A 17752-nucleotide genomic window follows, 5' to 3' on the forward strand; every position below is an offset into this window, starting at 1 on the left:
CTTCAAGATCCCCTTTTGCCAAGCAGCGTCTTGCGGTATTCGGTCGGCGACACGTCGCACATCTTTTTGAACACCTTGCTGAAGTAATTCGGATCGTGGTACCCGACCTCGAACGTGATCTCCTTCAGGCTGCGCTCCGGATCGCCCATGAGCTTCTTCGCCTTCTCGATGCGACATTCGGTGAGGTAGTCGATGTAGTTCACGCCGAGCTGTTCCTTAAAGAGCTTGCTGATGTAAAAAGGACTGAGCCCCACCCGCTTGCCGATGGCCTCCAGGGAGATATCCTCGTGAGAGTGCTCGTAGATGTATTGCTTGATCTGCTGGATCGCATCCGGCTTGATCCGCTCCTGGTGCGCCTCGAAGGCCTGCCGCATCCGGCCGAGGAGCAGCGCGGACTCGGCGCGCAGCTGCCGGTAATCCCGCGCTTGATAAGCGAAGAGCGGCGTCTCGGTCTCCACGCCCATCTCGAGCAACACGCGGGAGGCCAGCCAGAGCAGCTCCAGGGCACGCTGCTGTCCGAGCAGCAGATCCGTCCCCTCGCTCTCGCACCGTCCCAGCATCTCCTGGACGTCCGTCTCGATCTGCGCCCACTGCCCCAGCCGGACGCGATCGAAAAACTGCCGCTCCCATTGCTTGGCGGACAGTCCCTCGCGCGCCATGCCGAGCGCGGGCGTATCCGCGTAGAAGCGGTACTTGACCGGCACCGTCGGGTCAGAGGAAGCGATGAGCGCTTCCTGATAGGATTGCCGGATCTGGTCCAGAGATGCGCACACGCCGCCGATGCCGACGAACCAGCCGCCGACGCCGTGCGGCCCCGCGTCCGCCACCGACAGGAGATCGCGCGCGACGGCGAGCGCCTGCGAGCGGTAGGAGCGCGCCGGGTCCCTGAACGCGATGACCGGGATATGCCGTCCGTACATCGCGCCGACCCAGCCGCCGCCCGCCTGCCTCGCTTTTTCCCGGATCGCGGCGTACAAGCTCTCCGCGCCCTGCGGCAGCAGCACCGTCATCGCGAACGGCTCGCTCCCAGCGCTCGCGCCGAGCCATCCGAGCAGCTCGTCCAGATGCACCTCGTGCACGTGATCGAACAGCAGCTGCGTCACGATGTCGGCCTCGATGACCGGCAGCACCTTCCGCAGCGCGTCCTCCTGCCGTTTGCTCGCCTCGGCCGACCTCCGCGCCTCCTCGATCTGCTCCAGCACCTTGCCCACCGTCGCCACGATCTCGCTTGCTTTGCTCGGCTTGAGCAGGTAATCCTTGACGCCCAGCTTGATCGCCTGGCGCGCGTAGTCGAACGTATCGTAAGCCGTGACCATCACGAACTTGGCGTCGGGCAGCAGCTCGGCGATCCGCTCGATCGCCTCGATGCCGTTCATGCCGGGCATCTTGATGTCCATCAGGATAAGATCGGGTCGCAGCTCCGCGGCCATCTCCACGGCGACTTTCCCGTTTTTCGCCTGCGCGATGTCGAGCTCAGGATACCCTTTTTGCAGGATCGCCTGCAGGCCCTCCCGCTCGATCTGCTCGTCGTCCACGATCAAGAGCCTAGTCATCGCTATCGAATCTCCTTGTTTTCGGTATTAGAAGGACGACCGTCGTGCCCTCGGGACCGCTCGCGATCTCCATGACGTCGTCCACGCCGTAGAAAAGGCGGAGCCGCGTGACGACGTTGCTGAAGCCGATGCCCGTCGAATGCCCCTCGGTCTCCACCGGATGCGCCTCGAGGATCTGCCTGACCTTGAGCTCGGTCATGCCCGGCCCGTCGTCCGAGATCTCGATCCTCACGCGCTGCTCCCCATCAATGATGCGGAAACGGATCGTACCGCCCTCCTCGCTCGGCTCGACCGCATGGATGACCGCGTTTTCCACGATCGGCTGCAGCGTGAGGCCCGGAATCTGGACGTGCAGGCAGGTCTCGTCGATATCCGCCTCGAACCGCAGCCGGTCGGTGAACCGCGCCTTCTGGATCTCCATGTACTGGCGCAGCACCTTGACTTCCTCGTACAGCGTGACGGAGCGGTCGAGCCGCTTGAGGTTGTAGCGCAGCAGGCCGGCCACGCTCGCGAGCAGGTCGCTCGTCTCCTCGGAGCCCTCGAGATAAGCCTTCTTGGACAGCGTGTCGAGCGTGTTGAACAGGAAGTGCGGATTGATCTGGCTCTGCAGGCTGCGCAGCTGGCTCTCCTGCAGCAGCAGCTTGTTCTGCTGAAGCTCGCGCTCGAGCTGCGCCTTCTGCTGGATCTCGGAGATCAGGTTGTTGATGTTGATGCGCATGCGCTCGAACATCTTGGCCAGGAAGGAGATCTCGTCGTTGGACTTGACCTCCACCTTCAGGTCGAACCGCCCCCGCGACAGCTCCTTTGCCGCCTGCGTTAGCTTCTGGATCGGCCGCGTGATGCTCAGGGAAAAGCCGTAGGTGAACAGCAGCATGAGCAGCGTGATCGTGAGAAGAAGCCAGACGCCCAGCTTCTTGAGCTCCGCGGATTGCTCGATGATGCCGCGATAGAACCGGTCGTACGTCTTGAGCTCCGTATCGATGAGCGTGAGCGTCATCTCGGAGATGTATTTGGAGACGCGCGTCGCCTCGGAGAACGCCTTTTCCGAATCCTCGGACTCCTTTTCCGTCTGAAACAGCAGCGAGCGGTCCGTCGTCTCGAGGAGGCTGTCGATCAGGTTCATGTAGTTGGCGATCGCGAAGTCGTTGTCCGCGTTCCGGAGAGTCATCACGTCCATCCGCGCCTTGCGCAGCTGCTCCTTGCTCCGGTCGAGCAGCCCGAGGTTGGCCGCCGTCGGCTTGAGCCGGTAGTTGTTGAGCGCGGTGATCGTCTGCTGGCTCGCATTCGTCACCTCGTTCATGCGCAAGTATCGCTGTAAAATGTCGTTGTACTGATCCTGCGTCTTCTGGTTGTAATAGGTCAGCGTCGTCCAGATCGCGACCATGATGAACAAGACGATGGCGGCGAGCGTCCAGATCTTGCGCTGGATGCTGGTCATGGCGCCTCCTTCAGCTTGAGCATCTTGATCTCGGTCGGATAACCGTCCGTATTGAGCGGCATGACCTCTCCGCTCAGCCATTTGACCATGAGGTTCACGCCGGCCCTCCCCATCTTGTCGGGCGACTGCTCGAGCACGCCGTCGAGCTTGCCCTGCTCGAGGAGCGGCAGGCTGTCCGGGCTGTCGTCGAACGAATAGATATCATAAGGCTCGACCTGCGAGCGCCTGCCGATCTCATGAATCATCGCGGCCGCGATGTTGGCGTTCACTGCGACAAAAGCATCGACGTCCGGCAGGCGGTTCATCATATCCTGCGTCGTGGCGATGACCTGCTCGCGCGTATCCGCGGTCTCGGCATACGCGGTCTTAACGCCGGGATATGCCTTCAAGATGTCATAGATGCCTTTAAGCCGCTGCTGCTGATAATATTCCTCGCGGCTATCGCCTAGAAGGATCACCGTGCCGGATTTGCCCATGTCGGCGATGAGCTGCTTGGCGATCAGCCCGCCCGCGGCGTATTGATCGGAGCCGACGTAGGTGCGCCTAAGGCTGTCGACCATCGGCACGTCGCTCCCGACCGTAATGACGGGGATGCCGTAGAAGGCCGCCTTCACCTTCGTCAGGTTTTTGAACGCATCCGAATCCAGTCCCTGCACGATGATGCCGTCCACCTTGGCGTCGATGGCAATCTCGAGCTTCTTGAGAAAGTCTTCCTGGTCCTTCCCGTAGCTGCCCCACACCTCGATCGCCGCGCCGCTCGCAAGCGCTTCCGCTTTGGCGCCGGCTGCGACCTTGTCCCAGAACGGGGTCTCCAGTTCCTGCGTGATGAGGACGAGACGATACCGGGCCTGCTGCTCGACCGGCGTCCGCGGCAGCTGCCGCTCGGAGCGGAATACGCGGTCCGCGGACTGGGCCGTAAAGTACAATAAGACGGCGCACAGCGCGCCGATCAGGATCAATAACGATTTGCGCAAGCGAATGACTCCGTTTCCAATGGACTAGCTACATCATAGCAGAGGCGAACGGAAGATCAAGCGGCAACGCGCGGCGGACGCAAAAAAGCCCGGCCGTCTATGGTCGATAGACGAGGCCGGGCGCTTGGTATTCGATTATAACCCCAGCTTGTTGCCTCGCTCGAGATGCTGGATCTGCTTCTCCCCGGTATCCGCCAGCTCGCGGAACTGGTTGATCGTATCGCGCATCCGCGGCAGCGCCTCTTGCTTGTAGACGCTGATCGAATCGAGCGCCGACAGCACGTCCGTGAATGCCTGCTTCATCGTATCGACGGAGATGTTGGCCTCGAGCGACTGCTTGTGGATCGCCGCGCCCTGGTCCTTGAGCATCCGGGAGGTGCCGGCGATCAGCTCGCTCGTCGTCTGGTTGAGAAGCTCGATCTTCTTGAGCACGATCTTCTGGTTGTAGAGGGCGCTCGCGACGGTGACCGCGATCTTGAGCGCGGATACGGTCACGTTCTTGGCGCGATCGACGCCGCGGATGAGCTCCTTGTTGTTGCGGACGACGACCTCGATCGCCATGATGCCCTGCTGGTTGACGACCTGCATCTGCTGCAGGTCCATCAGTCGCTGGCGCAGCGGGAACATGACCTCTTCGGTGATGAAGCGGATCTTCTCGGGATCCTCGCCCCGCGTCTTGGCCGCTTCGACCTGCTGCTCGATCGACGCGTCCATGAGCGTGCCGAGTTCGATCTCCTTCTGCAGCTTCTTGGTCAGGTCGCGCAGCGTCTGCTGCTCGATCTCGAGCGTGGTGTTGTCGTTTTTCAGCGTCGTCTTGCCTTTGTCCAAGGAGACGATGATATCGGCGATGACGGCGTCCGCCTTCTCGTAGCGCATGAAGTAGGCTCGCAGCGGGTTGAACAGCTTGCCGAGCAGCCCGCGCTTGGCGAAGTCGACGGCGCTCGGATCGAGGTCCTTGAGCTGGATGTTAAGCTCGGAGAGTCCCTTGGCGACCTGGCCGCCGTCATCGCCCGTCTTGGACAGGTTGCCGACGGAGATCTGCAGCAGCTGGTTCTTTTCCGAGGAGGAACGCATCGTACCCATGCCGAAGGAATCGATCGACTGCAGAATATCCTTGCGCTTGTCGAGCGAGTCGATATCCAGCGACATGATCGCGTTCACGTTGCTGTCGGCGATCTCCTTGAGCTTGGCGACTTCCTCGGGGACCGGCTTCACTTCCTCTTCGATCGCGACCTTGATCTGTTCCTGGCTCGGGACTTCCATCGTAAATGACATCTCGCGCTCACTCTCCCCTGACGATGTGGCTTACATTTGTACGTTGAACAGATTGCCGAGCTTGTAGACGACGTCGTCCGTATCGGCGTTGATGCTCGCGGCCTCGTTGATGCTCGAGATGCTCTGCAGCGCCTTGATGTCGGCGTTGTAGCCTACCGTATAGATCGGGATCTTGTAGCTCTCGATGAGGCCCTGTATCTCCTTGAGCTTAAGGCCCACGTTGGTCTCGCCGTCGCTGAGCACGAAGATGAGCGGCTTGACGTTCGGCGTCGTCGCCATGTAATCCTGCAGCAGCTTGAGTCCCACGACGACGCCGTCGAAGGTCGCGGTGCTGCCGCCCGCCTGCAGGCTGTCGACCGCGCCGACGAACATCGACTGCTGGTTCGTGTCGTACTTGCCAATTGGCAGGTTGATCTTGACGTCGCTGGAGTAAGAGACGAGTCCGATGCTGTTGTCCCGGCCGAGATACTTCTGCCCCTTGAGCAGGGATTCCTTGAGCCGGTTCAGCGGCTCGCCGTCCATGCTGCCGGAGACGTCCGCGACGAACACCGCAGCGATCGGCTTGTTGACGTTTTTCTTTTCCTTCCATACCTTCTGCGCGGCGATCAGGAGACTGCCGTCCACGGCGCCGAGCGTCGGTTTGTAATCTTCGAGACCGTTGAAGCCCTTGTTCTTGGCGGCGTCCTGATACTTGGCCTGCGCCGCGAACTCCGCGAATTTCTTGACGATCTCGAGCTTGGCCGCGGGGATATTGCCGAGTGCGTAGAGCGGGCTGTCATGCCTCGCGCCGAACGGGGTGAACGCATAGCCGCCCTTCAGGTCCGCGGCGTTGACGTAGGTCTGGTACTCGAGCACGAAGCCGTCGAGCGCGCCGGACTTGGCGGCGTCCCGCATCTGCAGCGTCGTGGAAGCGATGAACGGCACGTTGGCCTGGAAGCTCTCGAAGCCCTGGACCGCCTTGTCGCTGAGCAAGTTCGAGCCGTCGAACGTCTGCAGCGCGGTCACGAGGAAGTTCAGGCCGGTCGAGCTGGCGAAGGGATCGGTATAGCCCATCGAGAATTCGCCCGCTTCGATCGCCTGGGTGACGGTCTTGACGCTCACCGAGCCGTACTTCTGCACGAGCGCGTCCTGCTTCGCCTTCGAGATGACGATGCCGGGCACGTTGCCGACGAGGCGCTTGGCGATCAGCTGGGTCTTGACCCCGCTTGCCTTGACCATCTCGCCCCACAGCTCGTTGGACGGCGTGAACGCATCCGGCACGTATTTGCCCGAACGAATGTAATCCGCCGCCGTGCCGGAAGCGATATTGCGCAGCTTGACCGAGACCGTCTTGCCGTTCACGCTGATGTTCGCCTTGTTAAAGTCGCTCGCGACGTCCGTGAGCCAGCCGTCATTGCCCGTGCCCGACTTCTCCGTGGAGGAGAAGATCTCCGCGAAGTCGGCGGTCGTGCTGTCCACCGCGATTGGAAACTTGGCAATATCGGGAAGGGAGGAGGCCAGGTCCACCGGATCGAGGTCGATCTGTCCCTTGACCGGCGTCTCCGTCGTGACGTAGATATTGTTGTAGAGCTTGTTCAGGCGTTTGCCCGCGTCCTCCGTGGCTACCTGCTTGTCGGACTTGCCCCAGTTGGAGGATACGCTGACGCCGATGTAGACGATCGCGAACACGACGACCAGGATAATGCCCGTTACGATCATGAACTTTTTGCCGCTCCTCAATGCATCGCACCCCTTATCATTTATAGTATTTGGTCTGCTTGATCAGCGAATCGATCTCCACCATGGCAGGCATGCGCTCGATGTCGCCCGGCTCGATGCTGTCCAGGCGGGAGATCTCGAGCAGCAGCTTATCCAGCTGGAGCAGCATCTCTTCGTTCGTACCGATCGCGTGCTTGATATAAGACATGTACGCGTTGTAAAAATCGGTCTTCTCCTGCAGCAGCTTGGGCGAGTAGCGGGCCGACTTGCGCGTCATCACCCGCTCGTACTCGGCCTCGTCGAACACGCCGAGCCGGTTCAGCACGCTCTTGATATTCAAGTAGAATAGATTCTCGACCTCGTCGGCCACGGAGGAAAACTTCGAGAAGCTCATCTCGGTCGGGTCGAAGCGCTGATGGAGCACCTTAAGCAGGGTTGCCTTTTTCTTGTCCATCCGGTCCATCTGCTCCAGCGCCGCCGAGATATCCTCCGCGAGGACGCGGCTGCGTCCGAATGGGGCCAGCGCGCTCGCGAAGTCTTCGCGGGTCTTGATCGGTCTCGTCGTCAGCACGATGGGCGTTTTGTAAAGCCAGTTGTAGCTGCCGTATATCAATGCGATCGCGCTAGCGATGAGCAGCGTCACGCCCAGCGCGGTCTCGAACGCGCTACCGCCGATCGTCACGCCCCCGAAGGCGGGCGAGAGCGCGAGGATATTCACTGCCGCAGCGCCGGCCACGACCCCAAGCATTTTCAAATAATTCTTTGCGGCCAACGCTTGTAGCCCCTTTCCCGCGATGTTCGTCCGGTCCGTTCGATCAGCTCTATGCTATGAATATGCGATCGATCGGGCGATGAGTTCATATAATTAAATACTACCATAATGTGCTAGGTTTCGAGGATAGAAAACAAAATAAACCCATGATTCGTGCGGTCCCGACAACAGGGAAGAAGACCGGGGGGGCGGTGCGTGAACGGCAAGCGTGAACGGCAAACGTGAACGGCAAACGTGAACGGCAAGCGTGAACGACAAACTTAGCGTCGAACACGGATTGTGCAGTGTCCAAGAAAGCATTCGGCATTAGCAAACGGCATTCGTATAGGGGAATACGCGCGGCGGCGGGATGCGTTACCTTTATTTTGGGGGGCTCGTACTTCGGATCTGGGGAAAGCGCCGCGTGGCCGGAGCGCGCGCGGCGAGACGGTGGAGCAGGCTCTGTCGAGGCACGCCTGTGGCGCGCGGTAACGGCCTTCTCGAGTCCGCGCGGGAGTGCGATGATGTCTCTTCTTTTCTCAACGCTTGAGGATGCCCAAGTATTCTGCCCACGGGCCGACGTCCGTCTTGTAGCGAAGCGCCATCACCCGGACGATCTGGGCGATATGCGTCAGGTCGTGCACGACCCATGCAGAGATTAGCTCCCTGGCCTTGACCGTGCCGAACGCGGGATGCGCGCCGGTCCGCTCCAGCAGCGCATCGTCGTCGATGAGCGCCCGCAGGCGTTCGATGCTGCGCGCTCTGAGCTCGGCGAACTCCGCCAGCTTGAGCTCGGTCGTCCGGCGCTCGGCGGCCAGGTGCGCAAAGCGGTCGAACGCCGGAAACGGTTTGCCCTCGCTTTCGCTCAGCATAAACGCCAGGCGCGGCATCCAGTTCGTCTTCTCCCCTTCGATCAGGTGGCCGACGACTTCATCCGCGTTCCAGGTACCCTCTCCCTCGTCGCAGCCCAGCCAGCCTTCGGGCAAGCCGGACAGGAGCGAAGCGAGCGTCTGCGGCGTCCGGCTCAAGATGGCGACGGCATCTTCCATGTTAAAATTCACGCGGAGTTCCTCCTAGGGTCGAAAGTGTGGATTTGGAACGTAGATCGGCGGAGCGATCCGGGCGTTCGCCTTCAGTACGAGAGGCGATGCGCCAATCGGCGGAGCGATCAGGGCGATCGCCTTCACTTCGAGAGGCGATGAGCCAATCGGCGGAGCGACCCCGGCGATCGCCTTCACTACGAGAGGCGTTGCGCCGATCGGCGGAGCGATCCGAGCGATCGCCTTCACTACGAGAGGCGATGCGCCAATCGGCGGAGCGGTCCGCAGGGATCGCCTTCACTACGAGAGGCGATGCGCCGATCGGCGGAGCGATCAGGGCGATCGCCTTCACTACGAGAGGCGATGCGCCGACCGGAGGAGCGTTCCGGGCGATCGCCTTCACTACGAGAGGCGATGCGCCAATCGCAGTGCGATCATGGCGATCGGCGCGCCTAAGCGTCCGTTTTCCGTTTGCCAGGCTTCATGTCGGCGCGCGACTTGTTCTGGGCTGCTCTGTAGACAACGATGCGTCCGATCAGCTCGTGCGGCAGCGGCTTGTCCAGCGGAAACTGCACCGAGCCCTTCGCCCCCTTGTACGCCGACAGCTCGTCCTTAAACGCCGCAATGCCGTCCGCTCCCGGGTAAAATCCGATGTGCTGCTTAAAAGCGGCAAAATGGACGAGGTTGCCGTGCAGATCGAACGTCGGCATTTGGTAGCTGATCTTCTCCTTCGCTTCCGGCGCAGCGGAGCGGATCGTTTCTCTGACCGCTTGCAGTAACAGCTGGATCTCCGGAGGAAAGGTCTCGATATAATCTTCTATGGATGCATACGTGATACGTTTACTATCCATGAGAGCTGCCTCATTTCGAATAGGTAATAGATGCTCCCATTAGTATACTCGAGAAAGAACGCTGGCCGGTAATAGAATAGGCCACCAAGACTGGATAGTCTCGAATGGAAACAAATTCGCACAATCGAAGCGCCGATGAACCACGGTAGTCTCGAATAGAAACAAATCCGCACGGTCGAAGCGCCGATGAACCACGGTAGTCTCGAATGGAAACAAATCCGCACGGTCGAAGCGCCGATGAACCACGGTAGTCTCGAATGGAAACAAATCAGCACGGTCGAAGCTCTGATGAACCACGGTCGTCTCGAATAGAAACAATGGCGCTAGGCGTATGTCAGATAGCACCATCGGTTTGCTATCCGCACAGCAAAAAGGCAGCACCCGGGGTAATCCCCCGAGCGCTGCCTCTCTATGCGGCGCCCGCCGACTTACGGCGTCGGCGTGCCTCCGTTGGCGTTCAGCGTCTCGCCGCTGACGTAGCTGGATTCCTGGCTCGCCAGGAACACGTACGCCGGCGCCATCTCCGCCGGCTGGCCGGGACGGCCGAGCGGCGTCGTCTCGCCGAACTTCGCCAGCTTCTCGGTCGGCTGTCCGCCGGCGACCTGGAGCGGCGTCCAGACCGGCCCCGGCGCGACGACGTTGACGCGGATGCCCTTGCTCGCGACCTGTTGGGCCAGCGCCTTGCTAAATACGTTGATCGCGCCCTTGGTCGTGGCGTAGTCGAGCAGGATCGGCGCGGGCTTGTACGCTTGGATGGACGACGTGTTGATGATCGCGCTGCCCGGTTCCATATGCTTGATCGCCGCCTTGCACAGCCAGAACAAGCCGTACACGTTGGTCTTGAACGTCGCGTCGAACTGTTCCGTCGTGAGCTCGGCGATGTCCGGCACGAACTGCTGCATGCCCGCCACGTTCGCCAAAATATCGACGCCTCCAAGCTGCTCAACCGCCGCGGCCACCAACTGCTCGCAGTAGGCCTCGTCCTTCTGGTCGCCCGGCACCGCGATTGCCGTGCGGCCCGCCTCCTGCACGAGCTTGACGACCTGCTGCGCGTCCGTCTCTTCCTCGGGCAGATACGACAGCACGACGTCGGCGCCCTCGCGCGCGAAGGCGATGGCCACGGCGCGTCCGATGCCGCTGTCGGCGCCGGTAACGATCGCCTTGCGGCCCGCGAGCCGTCCGGTGCCGCGGTACGTTTGCTCCCCGCAATCGGGAATCGGATTCATCTCGACCTGCAGCCCCGGCGGTTCCTGCCGCTGCTGATACTCGGGTCCCGCCTTGGGGTACTGCTTCGTCGGATCCTGCATCGTATACTGGTCAGCCATCGTAATCCCTCCATTGCGTTTCGCATTTTTAGCCTATAGGCTCGAACTCCTTTCTATATAACCTTCATGGCCCCCGTTTAAACGAGGATATCGTCCCAATCGATCTCCACCGTACGTCCGGTCTCCATGGAGACATCCGCCCGGAAGCCGGCCACATGACCGACGACCGAATGGGCGAGCGAGGTCGAGTACCCTGCGCCGGGATCGCCTCCTACGACAAGCAAGAAGTCCTCGACCAGCCGATGGTCGCCGCCCCCGTGCATCTCGCCGGAAACTTCGAGCATCACTTTGCGCTCCGTATAGACGCCCTCTTCTTGCCACGGGTCGGGGTACCGGACGACGAACGAGCCTTCCTCCAGCTCGCCGTAGATCTCGCCCTTGGTCCCCGTGATATGCACGGTCCTGCAGGCTTTGGCTGCTCCCCCGACCAGGCTGTGCGACGCCGTACTGCCGTCCTCGAAGTCGAACTGGACGACCTGATGATCCACGATGTCGTTGTCGCACCGCCACACACAGCGGCCGAACCGATTGTCTCCGACCAGGCTTGCCAGCTTCTCTTCGTCGCTCAGCCGCACGCCGTCCAGGTAACCGGGCCATACGTAGACGGGCCACAACTGCCGGTCCACGTACAACGTCTTGGCCGAGTAAGGGCATCGCGATTCGATCGGGCAATCCGCGACGCACCGGGTCCCTGCCCCCTCCGGCGCGCGGTCCTCGCGGAACTGCGAGAGCCGGCCGAAGCTGCTGACGCGAACCGGCTTGATGCCGGTCTTGAACCAGGAGATCAGGTCCAGGTCGTGACAGCATTTGGCCATCAGGAAGGAAGACCCGTCCCGCTCCCGGCTGGCGAACTTGCCCCGCACGAACGCCGTCGCCATATGATGATAATCGACGTTCTCCTCCGTCTGGACATGGATGACGTCGCCGATCTCGCCCTCCCGGATGATCCGGTTCAGCTCCTGATAAAAAGGCGCATAACGAAGCACGTGGCAAATCATGACCTTGCGGCCCAGCGCCTCGGCGACGCGATAGAGCTCCAGCACCTCGTCTTCCGAGACGCCTACCGGCTTCTCCAGCAGCACGTCGTAGCCCGCATGGAGCAGCGGCAGCGTCGTCTGCACGTGAAGCGCGTCCAGCGTCCCGTTGATGACGGCGTCGGCCAGCTTCGGACGCGCCGCGAAGTCCGCCAGATCGGCGAAGCACCGGTCCGCGGGCAGATCGTACAGGCTGGCCGTATGCGCCCGCCGCACCGGGTTGGGCTCGACGACGCCGACGACCCGCATCGCCTCCGGATGCTTAAGCGCGTAGGAGGCATAGTTCATGGCCCGGCTGCCTGCGCCGACGATGACCACGGTGACCGGATCGCGAGACGCGCCTGCCGTGTCGGGGTTTACGTTCACTTTCATTCACTCCTTAGCGGATGACGGCGCAGGACAATTGTCCTGCGCCGCTTTTTCTATTTACCGATATGAGCCTTGATCGCCGCATTGACCGTCTCTCTCAATCCCAGCAGCCAAGCGTCGCCACGCGGATAAGCGCTGAACGTGAGCGGCTCCTCGAGCCCTTCCTCGATCATCGCGAGCACGCGCTCCCGCCCGATCAGCCGCTCGAGCAGCTGCAGCGCACGCAGGTCCTGGAGACCTTCGTGGAAGACCTCCATGCGGATCGATTCGACGGGCGAGCCGTCCGCCCCGGGATACACGAGGAACGCGTCGCCCGAAGGAAACGTGCAGCCGGCGTCGGTCACGCGGTACGGATCGATCGGTTCGATCGAATATTGCGAATTCCAGAAGTTATAGCCCCAGTGCAGAAATCCGGCGATCTGGAACTTGTAAAGCTGGACGCCGATCACGCGATTGCGGGCCGACGGCATGTTGAAGAACCGGTTGGACACCTGCTTGTATTGCGCGCAGCAGTAGTAGGTCCACAGCTCCGGAACCCCGCCTTCCAAAAAAGGACCGATATGATCGTTGGAAGGAATGGGCCTCGGCACCAGCCCCTGTTCGTAATAAGCGAACTCGGAGAGAGCGTCGATAATCGGCATATCCCCGACATGCGCATGCATCAGCTCGCTCGCGCTCCGATACCAGGGCATATGCCCTTCCAGCGGTTCGTCGGAAATGTGGAAATAACTGCGCTCCTGCAGTCCGCGCCGGCGGATGAAGGTGACCAGACAGGGGAGGAATGCGCCGAGGAAGCCCTTGTAGGCTTCGCCGGTCGCATCGGTATCCCATCCGAATATCCGCCGGTACGTCCCGTTGTCGTCGGCCATAATCTTAGGCGCGTGCTTGGCGCCCCATTGGGTGAACAGATGCGAAAACTCGAAGTATCGGATGCCGACGCGGTCGCACATCGCGATCCAGCGCTCGAGACGTTCGAAGCCAAAGACATAGGCGTCCCCGTCTATAGTCACGTCCACCAGTTGGACCGTCGGGCGCTCTCCGCCGACCTGGGTGTCGAGCGGAGGCGTGAACAGCGGCGTCAACGCCATGTTCATCCCGTGCCGTACGGCCGTATCCAGGTAGCGCTCGATCAGGGACCAGTGCGCGTCGCTGAACACCTCCACGCCGTAGTAGGTCGCCAGACAATCGCCATGGAACCATTCGGTATGGACGAGCGTCTGCGGAGGCAGCTCCGCGTCCACGATCTCCAGCTCGAAGCGCTCCTCCCCCAACGGTCCGCCATCCTCGCTCGCGAACCGGACGACGACGGGATGAATGCCCGCCGGCGAATCCGCGTCGGTCTCTACCGTAACCCACACCGACCGCCACTGATGGCGAAAGCCTGTCACGCCCTTAGCTTCCTCTATCGGGTACAGCGGATCGGGATACAGACCCGGCGTCGACCGAAGGATGTAGTCGTCGTGGTCATACTGGCTGGGCAGCTCCGCCGGCGACAATCCGACGGCTCTTATAGAGACTCGGTCTCCGAGCGGGGATTGCGCGCTTACGGCGATCTGCTTGGTCAGCCTCGGCGCGCGGTAAGCGACCTGAAAGGCGTAGGTCTCTCCCTTGAGCGCAGAGCCGCGCGCATAGGGGACTGCGCGAAGCGGTTCGTCCGCGAACACCTTCTCCAAGGAATTCAGGCACCGGGTTTCAAACGGCGCGTCGGGGTGGGTCATGGCGATTCTCCTTCTCTAACTGAGCTGTTTAAAATCTAGAATATTGTGAGTTGAACGATATTATTTGTCCTTTCCCGACTGGTCATGGGGAACGGAGAGGATCGCCGTAGCGACCGTGCTGTTGCCCGCCTTGTCGGTCGCCGTGTAAGTGACGGTATAGACTCTGCCTTTTTCCGCGCGGACCTGGAACGACCTCGCGTCCGTGCCGAACGCCGCGCTAATGTCGTTGCCGGCGCTCGCCGGCACGTTGCTCGTCACGGACGTCAGGATGACCGAATCCAAGCCGGATCCTTCGTCGGCCGCGGTCACAGTTGCGTTGATCGTGACCATTTTGTGGTTCGGCGGCCAGACGGACGACTTGTCAAGCTGGATGGCCAGCGTCGGATTCGTCGTGTCCGGCGGCGGCGCGTCGCCTTCGATCTTGACGTCGAGGCTCGAGATGACGGCCTTGACCGGGAGCTTGCCCGCGCCGGAGTACATACCGATGCCCGCCAGGAAGTCGCCGCCCTGGAACTCGACCGTCGTGCTGCCGATCGACACCCATGCATTATCCTTCATATAGAAACCTTCGACGTTGTTGCCCGTCTTCACCAGCTTCATCTGGAACGGCGCTGCGATGCTCTTGCCTTGGAAGTCGAGCAGCAGGCCGGTTTGGGAACCCCAATACTTCTGTTCGGCTACGGGCTTCTGCGCATCGAGGATACTCTCCTCGTTGCGGAATACGTAGCGCAGCACCTTGCCGGTGCCGTCCGTGCGGAAGTGCACGTGCTTAGAATCGGCGGTATCCTGCGCCCGGAACATCAACCCGACCGAAGCCGGATCTCCGGCGCCGAGCGAATCGATCGTCGCCGTCAGCGTGACCGTCGCATTCGGATCGTTAACGTGAACGGGCTTGCTGAAATAGATGAAGTCGTCGGACACGTTCCACACATTGTCGCCCTGGCCGATCAAGTTATAAGTCGTGCCGGTCACCGTGGCGAACCCGCGGCTGTTCGCGCCGTACGTCCGCACCGACCAGTCGCCGATCGGCGCCAGCGGACCGTCCGGGAACACCGTGATCACCTTCGTGGCGGCCTTCGTGATGCCATCCTTGAGGGCGATCGCCTCGACCGTGACCTGTCCCGGCGCCAGCGCCGTGTAAGACGCATTCCCGCCGGTCACGCCATCGATACGAAGGACGCTGCTATCGCTGGACGTAAATTGTACGTCGGCCGTCGAAAGGTCCGCGGCCTGGTCGTCCTGCTGCTTGCCGACAAGCGGAATCGTGCCCGTATCGCCCGCCGTGAAGATCGGATTCGGCAGGTTGACGCTGACTTCCTTCAACAGCGAATCGCTTACGCCGGAGTCGAACGGCGTCGTCTCGAACAGCCCGAGATCGTCGGCATAGGAGATGCCCGTCGTCGCGTTCGACTTGAAGATGCGAACCCGCGCGCTGGTATTTTCCGGTCCCGTTCGGAACGTGACTTCTTTGCGGATATACGTCGTATCCTGGGAGGAGACGTCTTTGGCCGTGCCTGTGCCGGCAAAGTTGGTCACGCCGACATTGATCGTCTCGCCCGGCTCGTTATAAACCCACGCGACAAACTTATATTCCGTGTCCGGCTTGAGGCCGGTGACCAGTTGCTCTACGCCGCCGCCCTTGCCCAGCTTGAGGACGACCTGATATCCCCTCTTCTTCCAGGCCGTCGTGCCGGCGACGTTGGACACTTGCTCCAGCGTCGTCGTCGCGGGCGTCCATACGAGCCAGTTGTCCAGCGTACCGAAGCTGCTATTCTTGACCAGGTTCATATACGGCGTGACGATCTGCGTATAAGCCGGGCTAGGCGGATTGGCCAAGTTCTGTCCGACGGTCCAGTCGGCGCCGCCAAACTCATAGGCGCCCGCATCCGGCGCAGCTCCTGCGTATCCGTTCGTGATCCCCTCGATGACAGCGCCCGTATTGATGGCCGTGGAGCCTGCGTTCAAGCGGAAATCGCGATTCGCAGGATCGACGAAATTCACGCCGCTGGCCGACAACGTATTGAACCCGCTGGCCGTATCTGCCGTAAGTCCGACCTTGTTGGTGAAGATGTTGTTGTAGACGCGCGAGCCGTACAGCTCCTGGTCGTAAGGCGCGGAGCCCCAGTAACCGATGCTGCTTACGTCGTTGTTCACGACGGTATTGTTGTAGATCAGCCGGTAGTTGCCCGGCGTGTTGAGCTGAATGCCGACATTGTTGTTGAAGATCACGTTGTGATGGGCGACGACATTGGAAGCGAAGTTATCAAAGTACAGACCGACGCTCATGTCCGTACCCTTGCTGTCGTGAATCAGGTTATGGTGAATCTCGCTGTTGCCCATGTCCGTGCCCCAGCTGTAAATGAGGGCGCCGTCGCGAGACAGCCACATGCCGTCGTGGATGTCGTTGTATTGAATCTCCGCGCTTCCCCGGTTCCAGTAGAGGATGTAGCGTCCGGAATTATACATGTCGTTGTGGCTGATCAGGTTCTGGGAGCCCGTCGACAGCTTGACTACCGGATCGTAGGCCGCAAAGTAGCTGCCGTCGTGAATGGAGTTGTTCACGATGCGGTTATTGCTGCCGTCGATGTTGATCAGCGTGCCGGTCGAGTAGGCGATCGTGCTGTTTTTGACTTCGTTGTTGCTGCCGCCGATATTGATGCCGCCCGTGAGCTGGTGGGCGACGGACGTGCCGTGCGATTCGGTCGAGAAGTACATATACTCGGCCGTGATGCCGTCGAGCACGTTGTAGCTCGCGCCGCCGTCCATCGGGATGCTGCCGGCGAAGGTCTGCAGCCCTTTCACATGGATATAGGAGCGCCCGCTCAAATCGAACGTCTTGAGGCGCTGCTTGATCTCGACGTTCTCAGGCTGGCCGCCGTCCGGCGCCCAGAGATAGACCTTGCGCGCAGCCGAGTCGACGTACCATTCGTGCGGCGCGTCCAGCTCGCTGCGCAAACCGGACAGGTAGAAGGTGGAGCCGAGCTCCGGCCACATATAGTCGAAGTTTTGGATGATCGTCGGGTAAGTCAGCGTATGCGTCGCCGCGTCAAAGCCGGTGATCTTGGTCGATACCGGGTTATACGCGTCGCCGCCCCGAATCCACATCGTCGCGCCGACCCAGTAACCGTCGGCCTGCGTCAGCTGATCGCTGGACAGCGTCATTGCCGAGCCGCCCGTCGCGATGCCTACGTGCTGCTTCAGCTCGGGCAGCGTATAATCGTCGATATTCGGCCATCTGGCCTCCCACAGCTGCGTGACGCTCCCTTCATCCCGAATGAAGAGCTGATTCTGATCGCCCAGGCTGTTAATGCCTGCAGGCAAATCAGCGACGTAAACGTTTCCCGAATCAAGCGTCCAACCGCCGATCTCCTCGGCGCCGCTGACGACGACCGTCGCCCCCGGCTCCGCCGCGTACGTGATCGGCAGTCCGCTCGTCCCGCTGACGGCCGGTTTGACCGTCTCGCGGTACGTCCCCGAGCCGATCAGGCATGTATCTCCCGGCTGCATGACCGTCGCGCACTTGCCGATGGTCAGAAAAGGGTCCGCGGACGAACCGCTCCCTGCGTCGCTTCCCGCCTGCGAGACGTGATAAGTGGTTGCAGCCGCCTGCGCGCCCGGAGCGGGAGCAAGCGCAAAAATCATTAATGCAATCATAAGTGCCGCCATGCTGGGAACAAGCTTCGATTTCTGTTTCTTGTACAAGAACCATTCCTCCTCTTGTCAGAT

The 17752-nt window shown here is 61.1% G+C and carries 12 protein-coding genes; all 12 read right to left on the minus strand.

The features are described from left to right. Positions 1 to 2: 2 nt before the first annotated feature. The 12 genes from PQG80_RS15410 to PQG80_RS15465 all read right to left on the minus strand — a co-directional run bounded on the left by PQG80_RS15410 (position 3) and on the right by PQG80_RS15465 (position 17728). Complete coding sequence (locus tag PQG80_RS15410) at positions 3 to 1553, minus strand: response regulator (RefSeq protein ID WP_271752278.1); 1551 nt, start codon at positions 1551 to 1553, stop codon at positions 3 to 5. After that, positions 1546 to 2991, minus strand: a complete 1446-nt coding sequence (locus PQG80_RS15415; protein ID WP_271752279.1) for a sensor histidine kinase — start codon at positions 2989 to 2991, stop codon at positions 1546 to 1548. Before PQG80_RS15415 ends, PQG80_RS15410 begins: the two co-directional genes overlap by 8 nt. Continuing rightward, entirely contained in the window at positions 2988 to 3965 is a 978-nt protein-coding gene (locus PQG80_RS15420; RefSeq protein WP_271752280.1) for a sugar ABC transporter substrate-binding protein, read from the minus strand. Before PQG80_RS15420 ends, PQG80_RS15415 begins: the two co-directional genes overlap by 4 nt. A 135-nt stretch (positions 3966 to 4100) precedes the next feature. Then, positions 4101 to 5240: a toxic anion resistance protein gene (locus PQG80_RS15425; RefSeq protein WP_271752281.1), complete on the minus strand. Its 1140-nt coding sequence runs from the start codon at positions 5238 to 5240 to the stop codon at positions 4101 to 4103. A gap of 30 nt (positions 5241 to 5270) precedes the next feature. After that, positions 5271 to 6938, minus strand: coding sequence for a VWA domain-containing protein (locus PQG80_RS15430; RefSeq protein WP_271752319.1), 1668 nt, complete (start codon positions 6936 to 6938; stop codon positions 5271 to 5273). 37 nt (positions 6939 to 6975) lie between these two features. Then, positions 6976 to 7710 (minus strand): hypothetical protein, encoded by a 735-nt coding sequence (locus tag PQG80_RS15435; RefSeq protein ID WP_271752282.1) that lies wholly within the window; start codon positions 7708 to 7710, stop codon positions 6976 to 6978. 518 nt (positions 7711 to 8228) lie between these two features. After that, entirely contained in the window at positions 8229 to 8750 is a 522-nt protein-coding gene (locus tag PQG80_RS15440) for a DinB family protein (protein WP_271752283.1), read from the minus strand. Positions 8751 to 9181: 431 nt separating this feature from the next. Next, a complete protein-coding gene (locus PQG80_RS15445) occupies positions 9182 to 9580 on the minus strand; it encodes an iron chaperone (protein ID WP_271752284.1) in 399 nt (132 codons plus the stop codon). Between the two features lie 428 nt (positions 9581 to 10008). Further along, positions 10009 to 10905, minus strand: a complete 897-nt coding sequence (locus PQG80_RS15450) for an SDR family oxidoreductase (protein WP_271752285.1) — start codon at positions 10903 to 10905, stop codon at positions 10009 to 10011. 77 nt (positions 10906 to 10982) lie between these two features. Beyond that, positions 10983 to 12305 carry a Gfo/Idh/MocA family protein gene (locus PQG80_RS15455; RefSeq protein WP_271752286.1) on the minus strand — a complete coding sequence of 441 codons (1323 nt, stop codon included), beginning with the start codon at positions 12303 to 12305 and terminating at the stop codon, positions 10983 to 10985. A 56-nt stretch (positions 12306 to 12361) separates the two neighbouring features. Next, positions 12362 to 14026, minus strand: a complete 1665-nt coding sequence (locus tag PQG80_RS15460) for a DUF4091 domain-containing protein (RefSeq protein ID WP_271752287.1) — start codon at positions 14024 to 14026, stop codon at positions 12362 to 12364. A gap of 60 nt (positions 14027 to 14086) precedes the next feature. Beyond that, positions 14087 to 17728, minus strand: coding sequence for a right-handed parallel beta-helix repeat-containing protein (locus tag PQG80_RS15465; RefSeq protein ID WP_271752288.1), 3642 nt, complete (start codon positions 17726 to 17728; stop codon positions 14087 to 14089). Positions 17729 to 17752: the final 24 nt, after the last annotated feature.

It is taken from the genome of Cohnella rhizoplanae (assembly GCF_948329515.1).
GTDB lineage: Bacteria > Bacillota > Bacilli > Paenibacillales > Paenibacillaceae > Cohnella > Cohnella rhizoplanae.